The organism is Mycobacterium hackensackense, from assembly GCF_025822555.1.
GTDB lineage: Bacteria > Actinomycetota > Actinomycetes > Mycobacteriales > Mycobacteriaceae > Mycobacterium > Mycobacterium fluoranthenivorans.
Window position 1 is genome coordinate 150,562 of the sequence record NZ_JACKUC010000032.1, and the last position, 25,876, is coordinate 176,437.

Below are 25,876 nucleotides of genomic sequence, written 5' to 3' on the forward strand. Positions count from 1 at the left end.
CCCGGTGAGGCAATGAATACAGCGGTGTTCGTGGTCTTGCTGGTCGTCGGGATCCTGGCTGTGCAAGTACTGATCTGGATACCGATCATCGTGTGGATGCGCCGACGTGGTCGTGCCGTGGCGGCACGGTTGGCCACCGAACTGGAGGGCGAGACCGTCCTACGCGCACCCGAGAAGGGCTCCTACCGCGGCGCGACAGCCCCCGGCTACCCCGCGGTGAAGAACACCGGGCTCATTGCACTGACCCGTCGGCGACTGGCCTTTCGCACCTTGACCGGAACGGCGATCGACGTTCCCGTCGAGTCGATCACCGGTGTGCGGGAGGCGGCGGTGTTCAAAGGTTCGGTGACGGGCGGGCGGACTCACCTGATCATCGCCACCGCATCCGGTGAGATCGGCTTCTACGTCCGCTCGGGTAACGGGGATTGGATCGCGGCGCTCACGACCTGGGCACCGGGCCGGCCGGCGTAGTTCGCTCGGTCCGTGAGACCGACAATCGCGGCGGCCTTGTGCAGGCATTCCTCCCACTCGGCGTCCGGGTCGGAGTCCGCGGTGATGCCTCCGCCGACACCGAGGACCGCGCTGCCGTGGGGATCGAACTCCACCGTCCGGATTGCCACGTTCAATTCGGCTCCCGCCGACGGTGATGCCAAACCGACTGTCCCGCAATAGATTCCGCGGCGATCCGGTTCCCACTGCAGGAGCAGTTCGCGGGCCCGGCCCTTGGGCGTGCCGGTCACCGACGCGGGCGGGAAGCTCGCCTCGAGTACCGCCGGCGTGGACACTTCGACCGGAATCCGGGCCGTCACCGTCGACACCAGATGCCAGACCCCCGGTGCCGGGCGAACCCGCAGCAACTCGGGGACGGTGACCGAGCCGGTGACGGCAAGCCGGCCCAGATCGTTGCGCACCAGGTCGACGATCATGATGTTCTCGGCGATGTCTTTCACCGAGGCGCGCAGCGCTACCGGCGATTCATCAAGGGGCAGAGTCCCTTTGATGGGGCTGGAGGTCACCTGCTCGCCGTGGCGACACAGGAACAGCTCGGGGGACAGTGAGGCCACCGCACCCCATTCCCCGGCCACGAATGCGGCCCGGGCCGGTGCGGTACGGGTGACGGCGTCGACGAAGAAATCCAGCGGGTCACCGTCGATACGGCCGGTGTACTGGGTGCAGACGCAGGCCTGGTAGATCTCACCCGCGGCGATCGCCTCGAGGCAGGCCAGCACCCCGGCCTGGTGCGCATTGCGGTCCGGAGCCTGCCAGTCGATGGCATAGGGCCGGGCCGGTGTGGCGGTGATACCGGTCAACCAGTCGGGAGGTGCAGTGCCGGAGAGGCTTTCGTACCACCAGAGACCGTCGCGGTCCTGGCGCAGTACGCAATCCGACCAGCCTCCGGCGGCCGCGGGGAGGCGCGGGCTGCCGTCGGGATAGGACAGGTAGCCGAACCAGCCTCCGCCGACGATGGCGTCCGTCCCGACAGATCTTCCGGTGAGTGGCACGTCGAACACCCGCGCGCACGGTTCGGCCGCCACGCTGGGGGCGATGACCGCGCGTGACCCGAACCAGTCGCCGATCAGCGCGGCGGGTGGGGGTAGGCCGCGGCTGCGGCCCGCATCGGCGACGGCGCGCAGCACCCCGGGGGCGTCACCCAGGTGGCCGAGCCGGTCGATTCGCACCGGCCTAGCCTGTCAGAAGCTATCGGCTGATCGCGCGCGGGACCATGATCGAGGAGAGCTTGTCCGGATTGCGCATCGCGTAGAAATGGCTGATCCTGCCGTCGGTGATCTCCACGGTGATCACCCCTTCGAGGTTGTCACCCAGGTACAGGACCAGGGCGGGTGCGTTGTTGTACACGGCGAGGTCGATCCGCGCGTCGGGCCGTTCGCCGGCCCCGCGCATCAGGCCGAGCACCAACCTGGCCACCTTGTCCGCGCCGATCACCGGCCGCCGTGCGGCGCTGACCTTGCCCGCGCTGTCGGCCGTCCACACCACATCGGGTGCCAGCATCTCGACGAGCGCGGCCACATCGCCGGTGGCGGCGGTGGCGAAGAACTGCGCGGTGATCTGTTCGCCGACCGCGGCGTCGACATGGTCGAACCGCTTGCGTCGGGCCTGCACGTGTTCCCTTGCGCGGTGCGCCATCTGGCGCACCGCGGCCGGTGACCGGCCCACCGCCGCGGCGATCTCGTCGTGGCTGAAGCCGAACACCTCGCGCAGCACGAAGATGGCGCGCTCGTCGGGTGTGAGAGTCTCCAGCACCACCATCATCGCCATCGACACCGACTCGGCGAGCACCACGTCAGCCGAAGCATCCTCGACGAGAACGGGTTCCGGCAGCCATGGCCCGACGTACTCCTCGCGGCGGCGCGCCGTGGCGCGTAACGCGTTGAGCGCCTGCCGGGTCACCAACTGGGCCAGGTAGGCCTTGGTGTCGACGACCGCATCCAGGTCCACCTCGGCCCAGCGCAGGTAACTCTCCTGCAGCACATCGTCGGATTCGGTTGCCGAACCCAGGATTTCGTAGGCGATGGTGAACAGCAGCGGTCGCAGTGCGGTGAACCGCTCGGCGTGCTCGTTCATACCGGGTCGTTCTCCAGGAGCGCTGCCAGCCGCTCGGCCCGCTTACCACCCTTGATCAGGAAATAGGATCCGGGTTTGGCCGCCTCGCGACGCAGCTGCCACAGCGTGCCCTTGCACACCATCTCCTTGATCGACGCGGCGATACGGCCACCGACGTAGGCGCGGCGCGGGCTGTCGTCCGGGCGTGAGATCTGGATGGTGCCGTAGGACCGTCCGATACTGACGCACTGTCCGGCGAAAGCCTGGTTGATCGCCTGCGGGGCGTCGCCGTCGATGCGGGCCAGCACGGTGCGCGCAGCCTGCGCGGCCAGTGGCATCGCAGCCTGGCAGCTCATCCGCAACGGCGACCCCGACGGCGCCACCGCGTCACCGGCGCCGACGACGCGGTCGTCGTCGATGCTCACCAGCGTCTCGTCGGTGAGCAGCCGGCCCAGGTCGTCCGTGCGAAGGCCGCTGCGGGCGGCGAGCTCGGGCACCCCGAAGCCGACAGTCCAGACCGTGGTGGCGCTGCGCAGCAGGCGACCGTCGGACAGCTCGACGTGGTCGGCGTGCACAGCGGCGACCGTCGGGCCCACGATGACGGTGACACCCAGCTTGGCCAGCTGCTTGGCCGCGGATCTGCGCGCCTGGGCGCCCAGCGACGGCCCCAGCGCCGGGCCCGCCACGAGCGTCGTCGTCCGGCCGGCCTCGGCGAATTCCGAGGCCGCCTCGATACCGGTCAGACCGCCGCCCACCACCACGATCGGCGCCGACATCGGGACGTCCTGCAGACGGGCACGCAGGCGCTGCGCATCTTCGAATTCGCTGAGCGCATAAGCGAATTCGGGTGCACCGGCGCTGGTGCTGCCGACGGCGTAGATCAGGTAGTCGTAGTCGAGGGTGTTCCCCGAAGCCAGCTCGACGCGGCGTGCCGCGGTGTCGATGCGTTCGGCCTTGTCGACCACCAGAGTCACCTTGTCGGAGAGCAACTCGTCGTAGTCGGCGGTGGCGTCGTGGGTCCCCGCGACCAGCTGGTGCAGCCGGATGCGTTCGACGAACTCGGGCCGGGCGTTGACCAATGTGACTTGTGCTGTCTGCTGTTGGAGCAGGTGGTTGGCGGCGAGCACGCCTGCGTAGCCGCCGCCGAGGACGATCACTTTCTGGGTTGCGTTGTTCTCAGTCATGCCCTCAAGACACCGCCCATCCCGAAAGTGTGACAGGCGGTGACCCAGATCACTCCGCCTCGGCGACCTGGTACCGCGGGAACACGCCTTCGGGTTTGGGCAGAGCCGTCCCCGGCGCCAACCGGGTCCCGATGGCCGCGAAATCACGCTGCGCTGCCGACTGCCCGAGCAGGTCGAGCAGCTTGGCCATCGACCCGGGCATCACCGGCTGGCTCAGCAGCGTGGCGATGCGCACGGTCTCCAGCGTCGTGTACAGCACCGTGCCGAACCGTTCCTCAGCCTCGGGGGTCCCGACCTTGCGCAGTACCCACGGCTCCTGCGCGGAGAAGTACTTGTTGGCCGCGGCCAACACCGACCAGATGGCGTCCAGGGCCAGGTGCATGGCCTGCTCGTCGTAATGGCCGCGGACGCGCTCCAGCAGCCCGTCGGCGGCGGTGAGCAGTTCGGTGTCCTCCGCGGTGAACGGACCGGGCTGGGGCACCACGCCGTCGAGGTTCTTGTTGACCATCGACAGCGACCGTTGGGCCAGGTTTCCCAGCTCATTGGCCAGATCGGCGTTGATCCGGCCGATGATGGCCTCCTCGCTGTAGCTGCCGTCCTGACCGAAGGGCACCTCGCGCAGGAAGAAGTAGCGCACCTGGTCCACGCCGAACTCGTCGACGAGCACCAGCGGGTCGACCACGTTGCCGAGCGACTTGCTCATCTTCTCGCCCTTGACGTTGATGAAGCCGTGCGCGAAAACCCGTCGCGGCAGCTCGATACCGGCCGACATCAGGAAGGCCGGCCAGTACACCGTGTGGAACCTGATGATGTCCTTGCCGATCATGTGCAGGTTCGCCGGCCAGTACTTCTGAAAGTCCGCCGAGGAGGTGTCCGGGAAACCGACCCCGGTCAGATAGTTGGTCAACGCGTCCACCCACACGTACATCACGTGGTCGGGGTGATCCGGGACGGGCACACCCCAGTCGAAGGTGGTGCGCGAGATGGACAGGTCGCGCAGCCCGCCGGAGACGAAGCTGACCACCTCGTTGCGGCGCACATCCGGCCCGATGAACTCGGGATGGGCGGCGTAGTGCGCCAGCAGCCGGTCGGCGTAGGCGGACAGTTTGAAGAAGTAGGTCTGCTCCTCGGTCCAGGTCACCTCGGTGCCCGTCTCGGTCGCGAACCGCGAGCCGTCGCGTTCCTCGGTCTCGTCCTCGGTGAAGAAACGCTCATCGCGCACCGAATACCAGCCCTGATAACTACCCAGGTAGATATCGCCGGCGTCATTCATCCGGCGCCAGATCTCCTTGGACGCCTCGTAATGGTCGGCATCGGAGGTCCGGATGAACCGGTCGTAGGAGGCACCGAGCCGTTCCTGCATCCGTTCGAACACATCGGAGTTGCGATTGGCCAGCTCGGCGGCGGTGATGCCCAGTTTGGTGGCCGTCTCGGCCATCTTCAGGCCGTGCACATCGGTTCCGGTCAGATAGCGCACGTCGAACCCGTCGAGACGCTTGAACCGGGCGATCGCGTCGGTGGCGATGTACTCGTAGGCGTGCCCGATATGTGGGTCGCCGTTCGGGTAGGCGATGGCCGTGGTCACGTAGTAGGGATCCCCGGGGGTGCGCGTCCCCGCGCCGGGGGAAGACGAGTTGCTCATGAGGGTTTCCACCTTAAAGTGTCGGCGTGAGCTCCAAGAGACAGAAGCCGCCCGCTCCGGAGCCGCTCGCCCCGCTGATCGACGCGCACACCCATCTGGACGCGTGCGGCGCGCAGACCCCTGCGGACGTCGCCGCGATCCTGGACAGGGCCGGGGCGGTCGGTGTGCAGGCCGTCGTCACCATCGCCGACGATCTGGACGCCGCCCGCTGGGCCGCGCAGGCGGCGGGCTGGGACGAGCGCGTCTACGCCGCGGTGGCGCTGCACCCCACCCGCGCCAACGCCCTCGATGACGCCGCGCGCACCGAGCTGGACGCCTTGGCGCGGGATCCCCGGGTGGTGGCCGTGGGGGAGACCGGGATGGATATGTACTGGCCAGGCCGGCTCGAGGGCTGCGCCGATCCGGCCCAGCAGCGGGAAGCCTTCGCCTGGCATATCGATCTGGCCAAACGGACCGGTAAGCCGCTGATGATCCACAACCGTGACGCCGACGCCGAGGTGCTCGACGTGCTGGCCGCCGAGGGCGCCCCGGAGACGGTGATTTTCCACTGTTTCTCCTCCGGCGTCGAGATGGCCAGAACCTGCGTCGCCAACGGCTGGACACTGAGCCTGTCGGGCACCGTCAGCTTCCGGAACGCGCACGCGCTGCGGGAAGCCGCCGGGGTCATCCCGGACGGTCAGCTGCTGGTCGAGACGGATGCGCCGTTCCTGACGCCGCACCCGTTCCGCGGCGCACCCAACGAGTCGTACTGCCTGCCGTACACGGTGCGGGCGCTGGCCGATATCCTGGACCGGCCGGCGACCGAGCTGGCCGAGGTCACGACCGCCACCGCGAGGCGGGTCTACCAGCTGCCGGGCGTGTGAATTGGCGCCGGTTGCAGATCTTCGTTACCTTCCTGTTATAGAACGCGGGCGGCCAGCCGGGTCGCGAGTGCCGCGGGCCCGTATGGGTCGAAACCCGGAGACGACAGACTCTTGAGTGTTTTGGACAAGATCCATGAGGAGCGTTCGCCTGCGCTTCGGCTGCTCGTGGGAGCCCTTTTATTGACGCTCGTGTTTGCTGGTGGGGTGGCGGTCGCCTCCCACAAGACCGTGACGCTGACCGTCGACGGCGCGCCGATCACCGTGACCACCATGAAGTCCAAGGTCATCGACGTGGTGCGGGAGAACGGCTTCACCGTCAGTGACCGCGACGACCTCTACCCGGCGGCAGGTACCCCGGTGCATGATGCCGACAACATCGTGCTTAGCCGCAGCCGTCCCGTGCAGATCTCCCTGGATGGTCAGAACAGCAAAGAAGTGTGGACCACCGCCTCGACCGTCCAGGACGCGCTGGCGCAACTGTCCCTGACCGACACGGCGCCCGCGGCGGCGTCCCGCGCCACCCGCCTGCCGCTGGCGGGGATGGCATTGCCCGTGGTCAGCGCCAAAACGGTACAGATCAACGACGGCGGCACCGTGCGTTCGGTCCATCTGGCCGCACCCAACGTGGCCGGCCTGCTCGATGCCGCCGGAGTTCCGCTGCAACAAAATGACTCCGTCGTCCCGGCGGCGTCCGCGCCCGTCGTCGACGGCATGCAGATCCAGGTCACGCGCCTGCGGATCGAGAAGGTCACCCAGCAGATTCCGCTCGCGCCGGCCAGCCAGCGCATCGAGGACGCGTCGATGAACATGAGCAGGCAGGTCGTCGTCGACCCGGGAACGCCGGGCGTGCAGGACGTGACTTTCGCCGTGGCGACGCTCAACGGAGTCGAAACCGGCAGATTGCCAGTAGCCAATGTCGTCGTCACTCCGGCGCGCGATTCTGTGCTGCGCGTCGGCGCGAAACCGGGCACCGAGGTGCCGCCGGTGCGTGACGGACGAGCCTGGGATGCCGTCGCTCAATGCGAATCGGGTGGTAATTGGGCCATCAACACCGGCAACGGATATTTCGGTGGCGTCCAATTTGATCAGAACACATGGGAACGACAGGGTGGTCTGAGGTATGCTCAGCGGGCTGATCTGGCAACCCGTGAGGAGCAGATCGCGATTGCTGAAGTGACGAGGGCGCGTCAAGGATGGGGCGCCTGGCCGGTGTGTAGTGGGAGAGTAGGTAACTCCTGATGACGATCCGACTGCTCGGTCGTACCGAGATCAGGCATCTGGCGCGCGAGATCGACTTCCGACCACGCAAAGCCTTCGGACAGAACTTCGTCCATGACGCGAACACGGTGCGGCGCATCGTGTCGGCATCGGGCATCCATCGCCAGGACTGTGTCCTCGAAGTGGGGCCCGGCCTCGGCTCGCTGACCTTGGGTCTTCTCGACCGAGGTGCGCGGGTCACCGCGGTGGAGATCGACCCGGTACTGGCACATCAACTGCCGAAGACCATCGCGAACCACTCACACAGCGAGATCAGCCGGCTGACCGTGCTGAACCGCGACATCCTCACGCTCAAGTCCGACGATCTGGACGAGCAGCCCACCGCGCTGGTGGCCAATCTGCCGTACAACATCGCGGTGCCCGCCCTCATCCACCTGCTGTGCGAGTTCCCGTCCATCAAGACGGTCATGGTGATGGTGCAGGCCGAGGTCGCCGAGCGGCTGGCCGCCGAGCCCGGTGGCAAGGACTACGGCGTGCCCAGCGCGAAGGTCCGGTTCTTCGGCAACGTGCGCCGCTACGGCATGGTCTCGCCGACGGTGTTCTGGCCGATCCCGCGGGTGTACTCCGGCCTGGTCCGGATCGACCGCTACGAGACGTCGCCGTGGCCCACCGACGAGAGCTTCCGCGAGCAGGTTTTCCAGCTCATCGACATCGGCTTCGCGCAGCGCCGCAAGACCTCGCGCAACGCCTTCGCCGAGTGGGCGGGCTCCGGTAACGAGTCTGCCGAACGGCTGCTCGCGGCCAGCATCGATCCGGCCCGTCGCGGGGAGACCCTGTCGATCACCGATTTCGTCCGGCTGCTGCAGCGCTCCGGTGAGCTCGAGGTGCCGACTGCCCGGTCGGTGGAAGCCATCGAGGCCGTCGACTCCGTCGACAACACCGAGGCGTCGCTCAGCTGAGCATCGCCACAGGAGCTGTTCTCGTCGTCTTCACCGGCGGCACGATTGGTTCACGGCGCTCCGGTGACGTGATCGGGCTGGCCCCCGGCCAGACCCGGCTGCTGTTCCAGGCATACGACGACACGTCGACTTTCGACGTGATCGAGCCGCTGTCGCTGCTCAGCGAGAACGCCCGGCCTTCGGACTGGACCGCGATGGCGGCCGCGGTCACCGCGGCGATCCGGCCACACCACACCGGGGTGGTCATCACCCACGGAACCGACACCCTGTCCTACGGGGCCACCGCGCTGGCCTTTGCGCTGTGCCACCTGACGGTTCCGGTGGTGGTGGTCGCCAGCAACAGACCCCTCGATCATCCGAATGCCAACGGGCACAGCAATTTCCGCGATGCGCTCGAGGTGATAGACGCGGTGCCCGGTGGCGGCGTCTTCGTCACGTTCCGCAATCCCGACGGTCGCCGGCTGGTGCATGCCGGCGCGCGGTTACAGCCGTCCACGCCGATCCGGCATTTCGTGCACAGCGACGGCGAGGTCGATATCGCCGATCTGGATCGGTTGCCACCCATGTCGCCCGCGTCGCCGCCCTGGCCGGTGGGGGCCGTCCGATTCGGTGCGCGCGTGCTGTTCCTGCGCCCGTATCCCGGACTCGATTACCGGGCGGTCGATCCGACCGGCTTCGACGCCGTGGTGCATGAGACCTATCACTCCGGTACCGCGTGCACCGTCGACCCGTCCGGGCCCACCGATATCACGGAATTCGCGCGGCGTTGTCGCGCGGCCGGGGTGCCGATCTTCCTCGGCCCCGTCCCCTCGGATGTCGCCGCCTACGAGTCGGTGACCGGCTTTGCCGCCGCGGGGTTGATTCCCTTCCATCGGATGCGCGCCGAAACCGCTTATGTGAAGGTCTCTTTGGGCACCGGCATGGGCCTGACCGGGGACGCGCTCACCGAGTTCGTCCAGCGTGAGATCGCGGGGGAGTTCACCGGCTGAGCGCGCGAGCGATCAGGACCATGAATTCGGTACAGGACCGATAGCGCGCGTCCGGGTCCTTCGCCATGGCCTTGGCCACGATGGCATCGAAAGCGTGCGGTATCCCGTCAACGCGTCCGTGGTAGCGCGGCACGGGCGCGTGCAGGTGCTGTTCGACCAGGTCCATGGCCGTGTCTGCGGCGAATGGTGTTGTGCCGATGACGAATTCGATGCACGCGCAGGCCAGCGCGTACTCGTCGGTGGCGGCCGACGGTGGGTGGCCGGTGAGCAGCTCCGGCGCGGCATAGGGCAGCGACGCATCCGCGCGGCCCGGGTGATGCCAGACGTCCTCGGCCAGGGCGTGCGCGCTGCCGAAATCGACCAGCACGGCGGGGCTTTGCGGATCCTCGCGGGACAGCAGAATATTCGAGGGTTTGACATCGCAGTGCACGATGCCGCGGCGGTGGGCGTGGTCGAGAGCCCCGGCGATCTCGGTCAGCGCTCGCAACCGGTCCTCGCGGCCGGGCAGGTGTGTCACCGTCCCGCCGCGGGCCAGTTCCATCGTCAGCCAGCCGTCGCCGAGCCGGTGCATCCGCACGATATGGGGGTGGTCGAGCCGTGCGGCGAAGGCGAACTCACGAGCCAGCCGGTGGCGGTGCGCGCGGGCGACCTTGAGCGCGACGTCCGCACCGCCGTCGCGGTGGTGGGCGCGGTACACCGACGCGTAGCCGCCGTGCCCGAGGAGCTCGTCGGGCTCATAGCCGCCGAATCGCACGCTTCCACTATTCCCCCGGTCGCTTCGCTCCCGCGGGTGGTGGGCGAATAATGTCGACCTGTGCCCTCCTCCGACGGAAACACCGCGTCCGAATGGGTGCCTACGGGTTCCGTCACCGTGCGGGTGCCCGGCAAGGTCAATCTCTATCTCGAGGTCGGCGACCTGCGGGACGACCGCTACCACGAGCTGACCACCCTTTTCCACGCCGTCTCCCTGTTCGACGAGGTGACGGTCCGCAACGCCGACCTGCTGTCGATTGAGATGTCGGGCGAGGGTGTGGCCGGGCTGCCCACCGACAACCGCAACCTGGCCTGGCGGGCGGCCGAACTGATGGCCGAGCACGTCGGCCGTGCACCCGATGTCGCGATCTCGATCGCGAAGTCCATCCCGGTGGCCGGAGGTATGGCCGGCGGCAGTGCCGACGCGGCCGCGGTTCTGGTCGCCATGAACACCCTGTGGGAACTGGGTGTGGCCCGCCGCGATCTGCACACCCTGGCGGCCAAGCTGGGCAGCGACGTGCCCTTCGCCCTGCACGGCGGGACGGCGCTGGGAACGGGCCGCGGTGAGCAACTGGCCACGGTGCTGGCCCGCAGCACGTTCCACTGGGTACTGGCGTTCGCGGAGAAGGGCTTGTCCACGCCCGCGGTGTTCGGGGAGATCGACCGGCTGCGTGGTACCCCGAACCGGGATGCGCCGCCGCGCTTGGACGATGTCGAGCCGGTGCTCGCGGCGCTGTCGTCCGGCGACCCGCGCGAACTCGGGGCACTGCTGGGCAACGATCTGCAGCCGGCCGCGCTGAGCCTGCGCCCGGATCTGCGCCGCACATTGCGTGCCGGTACGGAGGCCGGAGCCCTGGCGGGCCTGGTCTCGGGGTCCGGTCCCACCTGCGCTTTTCTCTGCGAATCAGAGGAGGGGGCGGTGCAGGTCGGCGCGGCGTTATCCGGTGCCGGTGTGTGCCGCACGGTGCGGGTGGCCAGCGGCCCGGTGCCGGGGGCGCGGGTCATCGCCGAAGTGTGAGCCATCCCTCAATTCTCGCGACAGTTTGGCAGTTACTTAAGGGTCTCTTAAGATGGCTGACGGTGGAAAATAGCGCGATCCGGTCGTTCCCCACGCGACAGAGCCGTTCGGGGGAACTGGATCAGCTGGACCATCACCGTTTTGAGACATAACTGCTTCCCAATTGTGTGCGCGCGCCTCTCGAATAGTGCGTGCTAGCAGGCGGAATATAGGGAAACGTGCAATGACACTGGGGTCGACGTCGCCGGCGACGCGCTTCCAGACATTCAGGAGGTTGCCGTGAGCCGATTTACCGACAAGATGTACCGCAATGCCCGGGAGAGCGAGCGGGGCATGGTGACCGGTGAGCCTTACGAGCCCGTCCGCCACACCTGGGGTGAGGTCCACGAGCGCGCCCGCCGCATCGCCGGTGGCCTCGCCGCCGCCGGCATCGGTCCCGCCGACTCCGTCGGCGTCCTGGCCGGTTTCCCCGTCGAGATCGCTCCCACCGCCCAGGGCGTGTGGATGCGCGGCGCCAGCTTGACCATGCTGCACCAGCCCACCCCGCGTACCGACCTCGCCGTCTGGGCCGAGGACACCATGACCGTCATCGGGATGATCGAGCTCAAGGCCGTCATCATCTCCGAGCCCTTCGTCGTCGCCATCCCGGTGCTGGAGGAAAAGGGCATCAAGGTGCTCAAGGTCGCGGATCTGCTGGCCGCCGATCCGATCGACCCCGTCGAGACCGACGAGGACGACCTGGCCCTGATGCAGCTGACCTCCGGGTCCACCGGTTCCCCCAAGGCCGTGCAGATCACGCACCGCAACATCTTCTCCAACGCCGAGGCCATGTTCATCGGCGCCCAATACGACGTCGACAAGGACGTCATGGTCAGCTGGCTGCCCTGCTTCCACGACATGGGCATGGTCGGCTTCCTCACCATTCCGATGTACTTCGGCGCCGAGCTGGTCAAGGTCACGCCGATGGACTTCCTGCGCGACACCCTGCTGTGGGCGCGCCTGATCGACAAGTACAAGGGCACCATGACGGCGGCCCCGAACTTCGCGTACGCGCTGTTCGCCAAGCGGTTGCGCCGCCAGGCCAAGCCGGGCGAGTTCGATCTGTCCACCCTGCGCTTCGCGCTGTCCGGTGCCGAGCCCGTCGAACCGGCCGACGTCGAGGACCTGATCGACGCCGGCAAGCCGTTCGGGCTGCAGCCGTCGGCCATCCTGCCGGCCTACGGCATGGCTGAGACCTGCCTGGCGGTGTCGTTCTCCCCGTGCAACGCCGGTCTGGTGGTCGACGAGGTCGACGCCGATCTGCTGGCCGCGCTGCGCCGCGCCGTGCCGGCCAGCAAGGGCAACACCCGCCGGCTGGCCTCGCTCGGTCCGCTGCTCAAGGATCTGGAAGCCCGTGTCGTCGACGAGGACGGGGCGGTGCTGCCGACTCGCGGTGTCGGCGTGATCCAGCTGCGGGGTGAGTCGGTGACCCCCGGCTACATCACCATGGCCGGGTTCCTGCCCACCCAGGACGAGCACGGCTGGTACGACACCGGCGACCTCGGCTACATCACCGACGAGGGCAACATCGTCGTGTGCGGCCGGGTGAAGGACGTCATCATCATGGCCGGGCGCAACATTTACCCGACGGATATCGAGCGGGCCGCCGGTCGCGTCGAGGGCGTGCGCCCCGGCTGCGCCGTCGCGGTGCGCCTCGATGCCGGCCATTCGCGCGAGACCTTCGCGGTGGCCGTCGAGTCCAACGCCTACCAGGACCCGGTCGCGGTGCGCCGGATCGAGCACCAGGTCGCACACGAGGTGGTGACCGAGGTGGACGTCCGCCCGCGCAACGTCGTCGTGCTGGGCCCGGGCACCATCCCGAAGACCCCGTCGGGCAAGCTGCGTCGCGCCAACTCGGTCGCGCTGGTCACCGGATAGCTCGCCGGTTGACCTGACCGCCCGTTCGCGGCAGGTCTCGCCGGGAGGCTATTCGGCGGTGGTGGACGACGTGCTCGCCGGTTCACGCACCGGCGGATCGCCGGGCCCGTGCCAGATCACTGCCTGGGCGACGACCACGCCGGCGCCCGTCCACGTCAGGGCGGGCCCGCCGTGCAGCTGGTATCCCAGATCGAGGGCCTCGCTCACCCGCGCGCAGAAAACGGCGTCATCTGGACCCGTCAGAACCCGGTACCGCGGAAACCGATCACTCATGCAACGTACTGTCGCACAGCCGGGCCGCGGCCCCTTGTGCACGCCCGCGTCCGGCGAGAAACGTCGCCTACGCGTCGTCGCGCTTCAAGACGTAGGTGTGTGTCCCGGACAGGACCAGCTCACCGCGCTGATTGTGCACTGTGGCATCGGCTTTCACGATGCCCTCCGGGCCGTCGGGTACGAGTTCGCTGATGGTCAGTTGGGAGTAGAGCGTGTCCCCGGCGTGCACCTCGCCGAGGAACTCGCAGGTGACGCTCTTGAATCGGATGAAGACCTCGCCGATCACATGCGGAAAAAGGGTGGCACCGGGTGCGGTGAACGCCAGGACCTGTAGGCCGTGCACCACCGGCGCCGAATGACCGTGTGCCCGTGCCCATTCGGCGTCGTAGTGCACCGGATGGTTGTCGGCCGAGACGGTCTGGAAGGCGGCGGCGTGCGCGTCGGTCAGCGTCCGGCTCGGTGCCCGGAACACCTCGCCGACCTCTAGCTCGTCGAAGGTTCGTGCGGGCACGATGGCATATGCGGTCGGGTCGAACGGTCCCAGCTCGGTCATGGATGTCTGTCGCTCCCTCGTCGTCAGCGAGCATCGAGTCTCGCACACTCGGACGATCCGATTGATGGATAGATCGGCGATGAGAAATCTGATCTGGATATGGACCTCGGCACCCCGATCGCCAACCCGAAATAGGTTGTTTACCAGGCTTTTTGCGCGCGCTGCTCGCTGCATTCATCGACCGAAGCCCGCCCACAGCGGGCCGCCGCATTGCCCAGCTGAGTTTAGTGAACTATATTCAGCTACGTGACGGACAAACTCCCCGCGCGCCTGGCCGAACATCCCACCGTGCGTGCGGTCCGCGCCCGGACCGCCGCACCGGTGCCGCCGGTGATCGACGCGGACTGGCTGCGCCGGCTGTGTCTGGATGCCGGGGCCGACGATGTCGCGTTCGCCTCGTTCGACGACCCCGCGCTGGCCTCCGAACGCGAGTACGCCGAAACGGCATTGGCCGGAGTGCGCAGCTACATCTCGCTGGTGGTGAAGATGAACCGGGACAATGTCCGCTCGGCGGAGCGCAGCGTGGCCAATCAGGAGTTCCACCGCACCGGCGAGATCATCAACGAGACCGCACACCGTGTCACCCGGGCGCTGGAGGACACCGGGTACCGGGTGATCAACCCGTCGGCGACGTTCCCGATGGAGATGGACAAGTTCCCCGGGCGGATCTGGGTGATCGCGCACAAGCCGGTGGCCGTGGCCTCCGGGCTGGGTGTGATGGGCATCCACCGCAACGTCATTCACCCGAAGTTCGGCAACTTCATCATCCTGGCCACCCTGCTGGTGGGGGCACCGATATCCGAATACGGTGAACCGCTGGACTATTCGCCGTGTCTGGAATGCAAGCTGTGCGTCGCAGCCTGCCCGGTGGGGGCTATCGGAAAAGATGGGGAGTTCGACTTCGTGGCATGCTCGGTGCACAACTACCGCGAGTTCATGGGCGGGTTCACCGATTGGGCACAGACCATCGCCGACAGCGCCGACGCCGCGGATTTCCGGTCCAGGGTCAGTGATTCGGAGAACGCCTCGATGTGGCAGAGCCTGTCGTTCAAGGCCAACTACAAGGCGGCCTACTGTCTGGCCGTCTGCCCTGCCGGCGAGGATGTGATCGAGCCCTACCTCGACGACCGCAAGGGCTTCATGGATCTGGTGCTCAAACCCCTGCAGGAGAAGAAGGAGACGCTCTACGTCCTGCCGAACTCCGCGGCCAAGGCCCATGCCGAGAAGCGCTACCCGCACAAGACGGTCAAGGTCGTCGACAGTGGAATCCGAGGGCGCTGACGTCGCCGATCAGTAGGCTGGTTCGATGAACCGGCGTCTTCATGTGGTGTTCGGCTGGATCGCGGTATTCGGGGCGGCATCGTCCCTGTTGGCCGTGCTGGCGCTCGATGCCGTACTGGGTGGAGAGCCCTTGCGCGGCAGGACATTGCGGCGGGCCACCATCTCCGAGTATGTGTTCACCGCCGGTGGTTGGCTGTTCGTGATCGCGGTCCTGGCGCTGGCGGCCGGGTCGGCGCTGCTGCTGGCCGGTTTGATTCATGCCGGCCGGCTACCGCCGCTGTCGGTCGGATCGGTGCTGATGGTGCTCTGGGTGGTCGGGCTGCTGGGTGTGGTGGCCTTTCCCAAGCACAACTGGGCGGTTGGACCCAGTGCCAGCGGAACCGTGCACCGGGTCGCGACGTTGCTCGCGTTCGTGGCGCTTCCGGTGGCGGTACTGCTGATCGCCCGCGGCCGAGACGTGTGGGCGCGGCTGGCGCGCTGGCTGGCGTGGGGTTCGGTCGGCTGGCTGAGCGTGCTGTTCGGCGCGATCGCGGTGGGCGTGGTGGCGGGGCAGGCGTGGTGGCGGATCATCCCGCTGGGGTTGGTGGAGCGGGGGATCGCCGGGTTCGAGGTCGCCGCGGTGATCGCCCTGGCGGTGTGGCTGATCCGCGGGGCCCCTCAGGCCGCTGAGGTGCGGGCCATCCCGTCGTAGACCCGCCACACCACCGACTCGTGGTCGGCGGCGGAGATCTCACCGGCGGCCAGTTCTCGATCGGCGAGGGCCAGCGCGGTGGCGTGCCCCTTCAGTTCGGCGGACAACTCGGCACTCTCGCGATCGTTGACCCCGGCCATCCGCAGCACGGCCAGCGTCCGGACCTCGCGGCGGAACTGGTCGACGAATGCCATCGAGACGGCTCCCGCCGACAGGGCGACGAAGGTGGCTATCGTCAGCGCGCCACCTGTTCCCGCCGTCGGTAACAGCGCCACCTCCAGCACCAGCCACAGCACCAGACCCCATGTCGGCCAGGCCCGCCACACCCGCAGCTGCCGACGCTGCTCGCAGGACAGTCCGGGCGGGAACACCACCAGTCGGTAGCGGGTGATGCCGTGGCGGGTCAGGGAGATGTTCAACGACCCCCACGTGCGGTCGCCGTCGAGGAGGCGATGCCAGCGAGTGGTCTGCGTGGTGGCGCTCATGTCCTCAGGTCTACGCCCGGTTCGGGGCCCCGGCGGCGTCGTGAACGGAATCTTTACGGGCTGGGCGCCGATCTTGACGCCGTCAAAAGCATTGGTGAGATGTCGGGGCACCTCGCTACGGTTGAGGCCATGACCCCACCGGCGATCGAGGCGATCGAACTCGTCAAAGAGTTCGGCGACAATCGGGCCGTCGACGGGGTGAGCTTCACGGTGCCCCAAGGCGCCGTGCTCGGGCTGCTGGGTCCCAACGGCGCGGGCAAGACCACCACGGTGCGGATGATGACCACGCTGTCGGAACCCACCAGTGGTACCGCGCGGGTCGCCGGATACGACGTGCGGACCCAGCCCGATATGGTGCGGCGCAACATGGGGCTCACCGGACAGGCCGCCACCGTCGACGAACTGCTCACCGGCCGGGAGAACATCCGGATGATCGGCGGCCTGTACGGGATCGGCCGCAAGGACCTCAGGTCACTGGGGGATCGCCTGCTCGAGCAGTTCGATCTGGTGGCAGCCGGAGACCGGCCGGTGCGCTCGTATTCCGGCGGGATGCGGCGCCGCCTCGACCTGGCGGTCAGCCTGATCGCCGCGCCGCCGGTGTTGTTCCTCGACGAACCGACCACCGGACTGGATCCGCGCAGCCGCAGCGACCTGTGGGAGGTGCTGCGCGAGCTCGTGGCCGGCGGTACCACGCTGCTGCTCACCACGCAGTATCTGGAGGAGGCCGACCAACTCGCCGACGATATCGTCGTCATCGATCACGGCCGGATCATCGCCGAAGGGACACCGCTGCAACTGAAGGAGCAGGCCGGCAACGCCAGCCTGGTGGTCACGGTGTCGCACGCCGCCGACCTGCCGACCGCGCGTGACCTGGTGGCCCGGTCCGGCACCGAGGTGCATGTCGACGTGGGTGCCCGGCAGCTGACCGCGGCGGCCGACGGTATCGACGACCTGACCCGGGTGGCCAACTGGCTGCGGGACAGCGGCATCAAGATCGACGACATCGGGTTGTCCCGGCCCAGCCTGGATGACGTCTTCCTGTCGCTGACGGGGCATCGCGCCGAGACCGCCGAGGAGGCGCAGGCATGACCGCCGTATCCGAGAAGGCCATCGCGCACCCGGCGGTGCGGCCGACGAATATCGCGCAGCAGTCTTGGATCATGGTGAAGCGCAACATGATCCACACCAAGCGGATGCCCGAGATGCTCAGTGACGTGACGGTGCAGCCGATCATGTTCGTGCTGCTGTTCGCGTTCGTGTTCGGGGCGTCCATCGCCACCAGGGGCGGGGCGTCCTACCGTGAGTTCCTGCTGCCCGGTATCCAGGCGCAGACCATCGTGTTCACCGCGTTCGTCGTCGCATCCGGCATCACCGCCGACGCCGAGAAGGGGGTGATCGACCGGTTCCGCTCGCTGCCCATCCGGCGCTCCTCGGTGCTGATCGGCCGCAGCATTGCCAGCCTCATCCATTCGTCGATCGGCATCGTCGTCATGGCGATCACCGGCCTGTGTATCGGATGGCGGATCCGCGGCGGTGTCGGGGACGCGGTGTTGGCGTTCGCGCTGATCCTGGTGTTCGGGTTCGGGATGATCTGGTTCGGCATCCTGGTCGGTTCGCTGATGCGCTCGGTCGAGGCCGTCAACGGGGTGATGTTCACCGTGCTGTTCCCGATCACGTTCCTGGCCAACACCTTCGCGCCCACCGAACCGATGCCGCGCTGGCTTCGGGTGGCCGCCGAATGGAACCCGGTGTCCTCGCTGGCGCAGGCCATGCGGGAGCTGTGGGGCAATGGCCCCGCGGCGCCGCCGGATGCCCAGTTGCCCCTGCACCACCCGGTACTGGCCACCATCCTCTGGTCGCTGGCGATGACGGCCGTGCTGGCCCCGTTCGCGCTGCGGGCCTACGCGCGACGGACCTCGGACTGAGGCTTGTAGGCCGTTCGGATGAAATTATCCCCAAAGTCAATTTCCTAGCAAACCGACTGGCAACTCCCTGGTAGTTTCGCTGCGAACTTGCTGTTGAACTGCCATCAGACCGTGACATCCCGCGAACTGCCGCGCTGACCCGAGGTCCAGCGTGGGGTGAAACGTGTCCTCAGACAGGGGATGTCATGGGTTATGCGAAGCATGTCGGCCGGGTGGGTGCGCTGGCGGTCGCGCTGGGGATAGGTTCGGCGATCGCCGCGGTACCCGCGTGGGCGGACACGTCCGACTCGGAGTCTTCGTCGAGCGCGCCGTCGTCGAGCAACGAGAGCTCGAGCGGATCGGCCCCTGGTTCCGGAACCGAGACGTCGGGGTCGTCGACAGCGCCCACCACTACCAAGCCGGAATCTTCGGTCCCCGACAGCACGTCCGGAGTGGTCGAGTCCGGCAGTACACCGAAACGTTCCCACCTGCCGAAACCGAAGAGAAAGTCGCCAAAGGCGACTACCTCCTCCGACGCTCCTACCACTACGACGAAACCTAAAAAAGAGACCGAAACCGACACCGACTCGACGCCCCCTAGCTCGCAGGCGACCACATCGGCCGCAACCACTGCGCCGGCGGTGTCGGTGAGTGCGCCTGCAACGGCGACCGAGGCACCGGAGCAGGTTTCAACGCCGGTCCAGCCCAAGGAGCAGAAGGATCTGGCCGTAGCGGTACTGTCCGCCGTCACCGACCCGTTCAACAGCTCTGGCGGGCCAGGCGTTCCGGTGGAATCGCCGACCGTCTGGGTCGCTCTGGCTGCGGCCCGTCGTGAAGTGGAGACGCTGCTGACCGGTGCGAAACCGGAGGATAGCGGCACGCCGTTGAGCACCGCACAGGCGGCCACCGCGGTGAATGCGCCGCCGGTCGTCGGAGCGCCGACCTATTCGGCAGCGGACCCGACGACGGGTGCGGTGACCGGCAAGGTCGTCGCGACTGATCCCGAGGGCAAGAAGCTGTCGTACACCGTGGTGGCTCCGCCAGCTGAGGGCAAGCTGGTGCTCGACAACAAGACCGGTGCGTTCACGTTCACTCCGACCGCGGCGCAGCGGCTGATCGCCGGTCTGGGTGGTGCCGGAGTCGTCGAGTTCGGTGTGACGGTCTCCGATGGTGTCAAGGCCAACAATCAGGTCGCCACTTTACGTGTGACCATCGCGCCCACACCGATCACCGACGCCGGTGTGTTGGCCACCGGCAAGAACGTGACCGGCGTGGTGGCCACCGATAGTCGGGCTTACTTGACCAACTATGACGACAAGACAATCACTGTCGTCGACACGATTAATCGCGCGGTGTTGGGCACCATAGAACTTGAGGCCGAGCCGATTTCGGCCGTGCTCGCACCCGACGGCAAGAAGCTCTACGTCAGCCTCGACTACACCGATCACGTCGCGGTCATCGACACCACGACCGGAGCGGTCGCCTCGACCTTCGATCTGAAGGAGCGCTACCCGGTCAGTGTCGCCGTCAGCCCGAATGGCAAGACGTTGTACGTCACCACGCTGACCTACGACAAGAACGGTAACCAGGTAGCCTCGGTCGCCAAGGTCAGTACCGCCAGCGGCAAGGTCGCAGGCACAGTAAAGCTGCCCGGCGCCGTCCCCACGTTTTATGACATCGAAGTCGCGGCGGACGGGAAGAAAGTGTACGTCATCGCAGACATGCCGACCGACGATCCCGATGTCGTGCTCTCCGGTCTGTACGTCTTCTCGTCATCATCCAGCAGCGCCAAAGTCATTGCGACAGGGACGTATTTCACTGATGTGGAGCTGAGCCCGGACGGCACCCGCGCCTATCTGAATGAGGTCGGCGAAGGCACCATCAGCGGAATCGACACCAAGACATACAAGGTTGTGGGCACCATCGACACCTATGCTGAAACCCTGGGTGGCTTGACCATCAACGGTGACGGGTCCGTCCTGCTCGCGGTCGACACCGTGAACAACACGGTGGTGGCGATCGACACTCGGACGGCCGCCGTCTTGACCACGACACCTGTCACAGCCACCACGACCGATTTCTATCCCCGTGCGGTGCTTTCGCCGGACGGGATGGAGCTGTACTACTACGGCGACGATGATCAGCTGCAGATCATTTCGCTTGTACCGCACAACGATTTCCCGGTGGCGCATGCCCCCGTCGTCAATGCACCTAACGCCGACGGCGTAGTCACCGGGCATCTGACCGTCACCGACTCCAACGGCGATCCTTTGACGTTCTCGGCTGTGCCGGCCAAGGGGTCCATAGTCTTCAACGCCGACGGGAGCTTCACCTACACGCCGACCGCGGCTGCGCGCCACGCGGCGGCCACTGGCTTGGCGGGAACGACTTCCGAGACATTCCTGGTCACCATTTCCGATGGGCGCCGGGGTGTTCTCACGCAGGATCTCACGGTGGACATCGCGCCGTTGAACATCGATCCGACCGGGAAAGCCAAAGCGGGTAAGCCGAGTTCGTCCGGAGTCGTGAAGGGCACGGTGACCGGGTCCGATAAGGACAAAGACGTACTGACCTATACGGCATCAGACCCGGCCAAGGGTGACGTGACGATCGACGCCAAGGGGCGGTTCGTCTTCACGCCCACGCCTCAAGCCCGCCACGACGCGGCGGTTTCCGGAGCATCCAAGACGGACGTCTTTACCGTGACCGTCGATGACGGGCACGGTGGCAGCCATGACGTGCCGGTGACGGTGGCCATCAAACCTGCCAACAAGGTTCCAGATAAGACTGCGGCGACAATCGATTTCGTCAATCTCAACAACGGCAGGACCTGGGGTTCGATCACAGCAATTGATGCCGACGGTGACGATTTCACCCTGAGTGGACCTGCATCCACCAAAAAGGGAACCATCACCTACGACAACAACACCGACAGCTTTATCTACACCCCCACCGCCGCTGCGTGGGCGGCCGCGAGCGCGCTCAAGGCCAGCAAGTCCGCGAAGGCCGACAGCTTCACGATCACCGTGTCTGATGGACACGGCGGCACCGACACCGTCAAAGTGAAGGTCGATATCGTGCCCGTCAGTCACGTCGACGAAGGGCCGACCAACGGTCAGTCGACGATCGGGAAGACCGATGCGCTGTCCGGATTGGTGATTGGTGTCGTCCACGCGACAGATCCGGAGCGCGACGACCTCACTTACAGTCTTGCCACACCTCCGGATGCGGCTTTGGGTGTTGCCACGGTCGATGCCAAGACCGGACTGTTCACCTTCCGGCCGACAGCGCAGGCCCGCTTCAATGCGTGGACCTCGCCAGGGATCGATCAGGCCACCTTCACCGTTACGGCATCGGACGGCAAGTTGTCGATCCCCATCACCGTCGTCGCCGAGATCGCACCGTCCGCGACCTTCAACGTGGGCGTTCTGACCGACGCCGACAACGCTGACCTCGGAAACCAGGGGTTGGCGATCGGCTCCGACGGGCGGTTCTATTTCACCACCTACCAGTCAGGTTCGGCGGGCAACGTGGTGGTCCTGAACCACGATGGGAGCTACGCCGCGACTGTCGACGTCGCATCGGTGATCCCCTCGGCGTTCAGTACGGCATATGACATTGCGATCGGCCCGGACGGACGCGTCTTCGTCAGCGGCGAGACGGCCGACTCCGCCGATGATCTCGCAGCGGAATCCGGGCATGGGGTCATTGTCGTCATCGACCCGGCCCACGGATACTCGGTGGGTCTGTTCGCGCAGACCGCAGATCCTGCGAGCGCTTTGACAGTCGATGACGCCGGTCATGTCTACGTAGCGAACTGGAACAACGACTCCGTCGCTGTCTTCAATGCAGACGGGTCAGTGAACCATCTCATCACGATCAGCGTCCTGGAGGACGGTGACGACTCCGGTGTGGCGGGCCTCGCGCTGGGGTCCGGCGGCCGCCTCTTCCTGACTAAGCCGGCGCTTGGTGTCGTCAGGGTGGTGAATTCGGATGGCTCGCTTGCGAGTACCTTTGACCTTGGGGGAGCGCCCTGGTCTATCTCATTCGGCGCCAACGGCGCGGCGTACGTCACTGACGCGACCAACGCGGCTGTGGATGTCCTCGACACGGCAGGGAACGTGATTCGGACGATCAGCCTCCCGTCGGCGTCGAACCCCACAGATCTCACCATCGGTGGCGACGGGACCGTGTACGTCGCGTACACCGGGGCCCAGGGGTCGGCCATCGCGGTGATCAGCGCAGCCCCGATTTCGGCTCCCGATCCAACCGCGTTGGGTTCGGCGATTAAGGGAGTGCCCGTCGGCCTTGGTGCTTCGGGCGGGCTGGTGGTGTCAGGCGGCGTTGTCCATCAGACGGTGGTGAGCACTGATCCGGTCTCGGGTGCGTCGACCACGACGGTCGCGGTGATCGCTGCCGACGGAACGACCACCCTGTCGTATGTCGCCGGCATCGCAACGGGTCCGGTGGTTGTCGGGTCGAATGGTGTTGCCTACCAGACGATCAATGGCCAAGACGGGACCACGGGCGCTCCGCTGACGGGAGTTCTGGTCATCTCACCCGGCGGCGGGTCGACGTTCACGGGGCTGTACGCGGGCTCGCCGGCCGGTTCGGTGGTGGTGGGAACAGGCGGTAATGCCTACCAGGTCACCGTCAGACAGAATGCGGATTCCACAGACACCACAACGCTTCTCGCCATCAAGCCGGGCGGCGTGGCAACCTACGAAGTTGCCGGTGCACCTGCGGCAACCGCTCCCGGTAGTGCAAACGTCGTGGTCGGGCCTAATGGAACCGTATACGTGACGACGGTCGAGATAGAAGCCGTCAACTCCAAGATCACGACGCGCGTCGGGGTACTCACCGCAGCCGGCTTCAAGACCTACACGATCGACGGTTACGCCACGGGTTCGGTGGCTATTGCTGCGAATGGCACCGTCTACCAGGCGATCGCTGTAGACGCAGGAACAGACGCGTATGCATTCGGGGCTGCGGTTGCCGTGTTCAACGGCAAGAAGTTCGTGACGTTGCCCGCCGTGCTTCCTGGCCTGCCGCTCGGTAGCCCTCAGGTGGCAAGCGACGGTGCGGTCTATCAAGCGATCTTGGTGGTAGACGCCGAGACGGGCGCGACGACCACCACGATCGCCAAGATCGCCAGTGGCGGCTTCGATGTGGTGTTCGACGGCATATCGGGTTCTGTGTTCAGTGCTGGCGGAGACCTCATGCCGGTGGTCATCGGCGATGACGGTTCCGTTTACCAGACTGTTTCCGGCGATCCTGACTCCGAGTCCGGTGGCGTGACCACGTACGTGATGAACAGATTCGAGGACGGGTCGATTCGTACAGTTGATATGGCAGGGCGGCCAGTGGGCGCGATTGTGGCTGGGCCCGACGGCGTCGCATATCAAACAACCTACGATCCCGGTACCGGAGTCACCCAGGTGGTGGTGGTGTCGGCGACTGGGGCCGACGTGCATGAGTTCGTAGGCTATCCAGGCGATCCCGCGATTGGCGAACGAATCGCAGGTGTGGTGATCGGCGCAAGTGGCGCCGCCTATCAGACGCTCGCCGTCCTTGATCCGACGACGCACGATTACAACACGATGGTCGCAATCATTTCCCCGACTGACGTCGAAACGGCTGTTTACGAGGGCATCCCAAACGCCCCGGTAGTTTTCGGCGAGACCGGCACCGTGTATCAGTCGGTGAGTAGATTCGATTTCGCGACCCAGACTGACTTCACGGTGGTACTGGCGGTCGACGCTTCAGGCTTGACCCCCATAAGTGATCCGTTCATCGGGCACGCTTCTGGTTCGGTGGTGGTCGGCGCAGACGGACTGTTGTACCAATCGGTGTACTTCGAGGGAGGCGACGGCCAATACACCACCGCGGTACACGTCGTCGATTCTGCTGGGCTTACGGGTCGATCGGCTGCTGCATTAGCTGCGAAGGCCGCATCAAAAGCTGCCGGCGTTATTGGTGAACCTGTTTATGTTGGCGGCGACCCGGAAGGCGTGGCTGCGGACGGTCGATATGTCTACGTGGCTAACGAATCCAGTGGCACGCTGTCGATAGTAGACACTGCGAATAATTACCGAGTCACGACGGTGCCAGTTGGCAGTGATTCGATTGGCGTGGCCGTACGTGGCAACTTTGTGTACGTCACGAACCGCGGCAGTAATACGGTGTCAGTGATCGACATGTCCAACGTCACCAATCCCGTTATCCAACCTCGGGTTAGCACTGTTCAGGTCGGGGGTGGTCCATTCGGCGTAGCGGTGAGTTCGGATGGCAAATTTGTGTATGTTGCCAATCAGAACAGCGGTACCGTTTCTGTGATCGACGCGGTGCATGGCAACAACGTGATCGACACCGTCCCAGTAGGCTCCAGCCCTCTGGGGGTGGCGGTGAGTACCGACAATCGGTTCGTATACATCGCCAACGCGGGCAGCAATTCCGTGTCTGTAATCGATACAGCCCACGGTAATTCCGTCACGTCGGTTCAAGTGGGAAACTACCCATACGGCGTGGCAGTGAACGGTACTGACATCTACGTCGCTAATCTAAGCAGTGGCACGGTGTCAGTGATCGATTCAGCGCACAACAATGCGGTGACGTCAATCCCGGTCGGCTCCGGTCCGGAATGGGTGGCTGTGAGCCCGAAAAGCCACCGTGCGTATGTGACCAATTTTGGTAGTGGCACGGTTTCTGTGATTGACACTGACAAGAAGGTAGTTATTGACACTGTTTCGGTTGGGTACGCAGCTGGAGTAGCGGTTAGTCCGGACGGTCGTTTTGTCTACGCTGTACTAGCTGGCGGCGGGGGGAGCGCGGTCTCGATTATAGGTACTGGCGTATCTGGAGTTGCTCCGACAACGAAACCGATAGTAAGCAAGACGGTCTCAGTCATTAAGAACGACGGCACTCTTGAAGGGTTGGCGAAGCGACTTCCCGACAGTGACAATGTTCAAATCGACAAGATTCGAGGAGATGATGGGAAGGTCCGTCTCGCTGTATATATTGGCGGAGTCGAGCCCAACAATTTGTTCTCGTGGGCTAATGCACTCAAGTACCGGACGTTGCTCAATGAGGACAAGGCCGTATTTAATGCTATTGACAACGCGATCGCTTCGAGTCCTGAGCCGGTCGAACTGGTACTGATTGGTTTTAGTAAAGGCGGTATGTTGGCCCAGAATATTGCCGACTCGGGTAAGTACCGCGTGGCTGGCTTGGTGACGTTCGGATCACCCGTTATTACCTGGCCGGGATCCTATCCTCGGATCCATATCGAAGATCTTGGTGACCCGGTGCCCAACTACTTCATTGATCCGATCAAGGGAACCTTGAACAGCGGCAATAGAGTGCAGGGCAGCTACACAAACAGTCTGAATCCGCTGGACCACCATTCGATGGGTGGATACGCGAAACTGGCTGGCCTCGTAGACGATCTCGCAAAATCAAAGTACAAAGCGGTGCGGGATGCGGTCAGAAGTCTGAAGGGAACAATCATTGGTACAAAAACTATCTCTTACGGGCATTAGTGCTTGCTATTGAGGCGTATTGACGTCACGATCAGGTCAGATACCG

General features: G+C 65.7%; 21 protein-coding genes. 12 read left to right on the plus strand and 9 right to left on the minus strand.

Annotated elements, in window-relative coordinates; translation table 11 throughout:
- The first annotated feature begins 12 nt into the window (after positions 1–12).
- Positions 13–471 carry a hypothetical protein gene (locus tag H7J86_RS25075; protein WP_267294266.1) on the plus strand — a complete coding sequence of 153 codons (459 nt, stop codon included), beginning with the start codon at positions 13–15 and terminating at the stop codon, positions 469–471.
- Here H7J86_RS25075 and H7J86_RS25080 read toward each other — a convergent pair.
- From H7J86_RS25080 to metG, 4 genes are read right to left on the minus strand one after another with little or no spacing between them, the layout of a single operon-like run.
- Complete coding sequence (locus H7J86_RS25080; RefSeq protein WP_267294268.1) at positions 402–1,679, minus strand: aminodeoxychorismate synthase component I; 1,278 nt, start codon at positions 1,677–1,679, stop codon at positions 402–404. The two genes, H7J86_RS25075 and H7J86_RS25080, sit on opposite strands and share 70 nt — an antisense overlap.
- 19 nt (positions 1,680–1,698) lie before the next feature.
- On the minus strand, positions 1,699–2,583 hold the full coding sequence (locus H7J86_RS25085; protein ID WP_267294270.1) for an RNA polymerase sigma-70 factor: 885 nt from the start codon (positions 2,581–2,583) through the stop codon (positions 1,699–1,701).
- Positions 2,580–3,746, minus strand: a complete 1,167-nt coding sequence (locus H7J86_RS25090; protein WP_267294272.1) for an NAD(P)/FAD-dependent oxidoreductase — start codon at positions 3,744–3,746, stop codon at positions 2,580–2,582. The genes H7J86_RS25085 and H7J86_RS25090 overlap by 4 nt, the downstream gene beginning before the upstream one ends.
- Before the next feature lie 49 nt (positions 3,747–3,795).
- A complete protein-coding gene (metG, locus tag H7J86_RS25095) occupies positions 3,796–5,388 on the minus strand; it encodes a methionine--tRNA ligase (RefSeq protein WP_267294274.1) in 1,593 nt (530 codons plus the stop codon).
- 26 nt (positions 5,389–5,414) lie between these two features.
- On the opposite strand from metG, the gene H7J86_RS25100 reads away from it, so the two are divergent.
- The 4 genes from H7J86_RS25100 (at position 5,415) to H7J86_RS25115 (ending at position 9,417) form a co-directional block, all read left to right on the plus strand.
- Positions 5,415–6,251, plus strand: coding sequence for a TatD family hydrolase (locus H7J86_RS25100; RefSeq protein WP_267294276.1), 837 nt, complete (start codon positions 5,415–5,417; stop codon positions 6,249–6,251).
- A 111-nt stretch (positions 6,252–6,362) separates the two neighbouring features.
- The gene (locus H7J86_RS25105) at positions 6,363–7,490 is read left to right on the plus strand and encodes a resuscitation-promoting factor (RefSeq protein ID WP_267294278.1); all 1,128 of its coding nucleotides are present in this window, start codon (positions 6,363–6,365) and stop codon (positions 7,488–7,490) included.
- Entirely contained in the window at positions 7,490–8,428 is a 939-nt protein-coding gene (gene rsmA, locus H7J86_RS25110; RefSeq protein ID WP_090362359.1) for a 16S rRNA (adenine(1518)-N(6)/adenine(1519)-N(6))-dimethyltransferase RsmA, read from the plus strand. Before H7J86_RS25105 ends, rsmA begins: the two co-directional genes overlap by 1 nt.
- 2 nt (positions 8,429–8,430) lie before the next feature.
- A complete protein-coding gene (locus tag H7J86_RS25115; protein WP_267294462.1) occupies positions 8,431–9,417 on the plus strand; it encodes an asparaginase in 987 nt (328 codons plus the stop codon).
- On the opposite strand, the gene H7J86_RS25120 is transcribed toward H7J86_RS25115, so the two are convergent.
- The gene (locus H7J86_RS25120) at positions 9,407–10,171 is read right to left on the minus strand and encodes a serine/threonine-protein kinase (protein WP_267294280.1); all 765 of its coding nucleotides are present in this window, start codon (positions 10,169–10,171) and stop codon (positions 9,407–9,409) included. The genes H7J86_RS25115 and H7J86_RS25120 overlap by 11 nt on opposite strands.
- Positions 10,172–10,231: 60 nt before the next feature.
- Here H7J86_RS25120 and H7J86_RS25125 point away from each other — a divergent pair, with 60 nt between their 5' ends.
- The gene (locus H7J86_RS25125) at positions 10,232–11,188 is read left to right on the plus strand and encodes a 4-(cytidine 5'-diphospho)-2-C-methyl-D-erythritol kinase (RefSeq protein WP_267294282.1); all 957 of its coding nucleotides are present in this window, start codon (positions 10,232–10,234) and stop codon (positions 11,186–11,188) included.
- Positions 11,189–11,467: 279 nt separating this feature from the next.
- Positions 11,468–13,105 (plus strand): fatty acyl-AMP ligase, encoded by a 1,638-nt coding sequence (locus tag H7J86_RS25130; protein WP_090362371.1) that lies wholly within the window; start codon positions 11,468–11,470, stop codon positions 13,103–13,105.
- A 48-nt stretch (positions 13,106–13,153) separates the two neighbouring features.
- Here the strand turns inward: H7J86_RS25130 and H7J86_RS25135 are convergent, their stop codons facing one another.
- Both H7J86_RS25135 and H7J86_RS25140 read right to left on the minus strand, forming a co-directional pair.
- Complete coding sequence (locus H7J86_RS25135) at positions 13,154–13,378, minus strand: DUF1737 domain-containing protein (protein ID WP_267294284.1); 225 nt, start codon at positions 13,376–13,378, stop codon at positions 13,154–13,156.
- Between the two features lie 67 nt (positions 13,379–13,445).
- Positions 13,446–13,931 carry a MaoC family dehydratase gene (locus H7J86_RS25140; RefSeq protein ID WP_090362379.1) on the minus strand — a complete coding sequence of 162 codons (486 nt, stop codon included), beginning with the start codon at positions 13,929–13,931 and terminating at the stop codon, positions 13,446–13,448.
- A 246-nt stretch (positions 13,932–14,177) separates the two neighbouring features.
- Between H7J86_RS25140 and H7J86_RS25145 the strand changes: the two genes are divergently transcribed.
- The gene (locus H7J86_RS25145) at positions 14,178–15,212 is read left to right on the plus strand and encodes a 4Fe-4S binding protein (protein ID WP_267294286.1); all 1,035 of its coding nucleotides are present in this window, start codon (positions 14,178–14,180) and stop codon (positions 15,210–15,212) included.
- Between the two features lie 25 nt (positions 15,213–15,237).
- Positions 15,238–15,903: a DUF998 domain-containing protein gene (locus tag H7J86_RS25150; RefSeq protein ID WP_267294288.1), complete on the plus strand. Its 666-nt coding sequence runs from the start codon at positions 15,238–15,240 to the stop codon at positions 15,901–15,903.
- Here the strand turns inward: H7J86_RS25150 and H7J86_RS25155 are convergent.
- Positions 15,870–16,388, minus strand: coding sequence for a DUF6611 family protein (locus H7J86_RS25155; protein ID WP_267294290.1), 519 nt, complete (start codon positions 16,386–16,388; stop codon positions 15,870–15,872). The genes H7J86_RS25150 and H7J86_RS25155 overlap by 34 nt on opposite strands.
- A gap of 99 nt (positions 16,389–16,487) precedes the next feature.
- Between H7J86_RS25155 and H7J86_RS25160 the strand changes: the two genes are divergently transcribed.
- The gene (locus tag H7J86_RS25160; RefSeq protein ID WP_372517330.1) at positions 16,488–17,477 is read left to right on the plus strand and encodes an ATP-binding cassette domain-containing protein; all 990 of its coding nucleotides are present in this window, start codon (positions 16,488–16,490) and stop codon (positions 17,475–17,477) included.
- The gene (locus tag H7J86_RS25165; protein WP_267294295.1) at positions 17,474–18,313 is read left to right on the plus strand and encodes an ABC transporter permease; all 840 of its coding nucleotides are present in this window, start codon (positions 17,474–17,476) and stop codon (positions 18,311–18,313) included. Before H7J86_RS25160 ends, H7J86_RS25165 begins: the two co-directional genes overlap by 4 nt.
- A 190-nt stretch (positions 18,314–18,503) precedes the next feature.
- Here the strand turns inward: H7J86_RS25165 and H7J86_RS25170 are convergent, their stop codons facing one another.
- Positions 18,504–19,001, minus strand: a complete 498-nt coding sequence (locus tag H7J86_RS25170; protein ID WP_267294297.1) for a hypothetical protein — start codon at positions 18,999–19,001, stop codon at positions 18,504–18,506.
- 79 nt (positions 19,002–19,080) lie between these two features.
- On the opposite strand from H7J86_RS25170, the gene H7J86_RS25175 reads away from it, so the two are divergent.
- Positions 19,081–25,830 carry a cadherin-like domain-containing protein gene (locus H7J86_RS25175; RefSeq protein ID WP_267294299.1) on the plus strand — a complete coding sequence of 2,250 codons (6,750 nt, stop codon included), beginning with the start codon at positions 19,081–19,083 and terminating at the stop codon, positions 25,828–25,830.
- The last annotated feature ends 46 nt before the right edge of the window (positions 25,831–25,876 follow it).

Bases quoted from the DNA above. Each gene is read 5' to 3' on its own strand.
- H7J86_RS25075 (WP_267294266.1), top strand. From the start codon at position 13: ATGAATACAGCGGTGTTCGTGGTCTTGCTGGTCGTCGGGATCCTGGCT.
- H7J86_RS25085 (WP_267294270.1), bottom strand. From the start codon at position 2,583: ATGAACGAGCACGCCGAGCGGTTCACCGCACTGCGACCGCTGCTGTTC.
- H7J86_RS25090 (WP_267294272.1), bottom strand. From the start codon at position 3,746: ATGACTGAGAACAACGCAACCCAGAAAGTGATCGTCCTCGGCGGCGGC.
- metG (WP_267294274.1), bottom strand. From the start codon at position 5,388: ATGAGCAACTCGTCTTCCCCCGGCGCGGGGACGCGCACCCCCGGGGAT.
- rsmA (WP_090362359.1), top strand. From the start codon at position 7,490: ATGACGATCCGACTGCTCGGTCGTACCGAGATCAGGCATCTGGCGCGC.
- H7J86_RS25135 (WP_267294284.1), bottom strand. From the start codon at position 13,378: ATGAGTGATCGGTTTCCGCGGTACCGGGTTCTGACGGGTCCAGATGAC.
- H7J86_RS25140 (WP_090362379.1), bottom strand. From the start codon at position 13,931: ATGACCGAGCTGGGACCGTTCGACCCGACCGCATATGCCATCGTGCCC.
- H7J86_RS25150 (WP_267294288.1), top strand. From the start codon at position 15,238: ATGAACCGGCGTCTTCATGTGGTGTTCGGCTGGATCGCGGTATTCGGG.
- H7J86_RS25155 (WP_267294290.1), bottom strand. From the start codon at position 16,388: ATGAGCGCCACCACGCAGACCACTCGCTGGCATCGCCTCCTCGACGGC.
- H7J86_RS25160 (WP_372517330.1), top strand. From the start codon at position 16,488: ATGTCGGGGCACCTCGCTACGGTTGAGGCCATGACCCCACCGGCGATC.
- H7J86_RS25165 (WP_267294295.1), top strand. From the start codon at position 17,474: ATGACCGCCGTATCCGAGAAGGCCATCGCGCACCCGGCGGTGCGGCCG.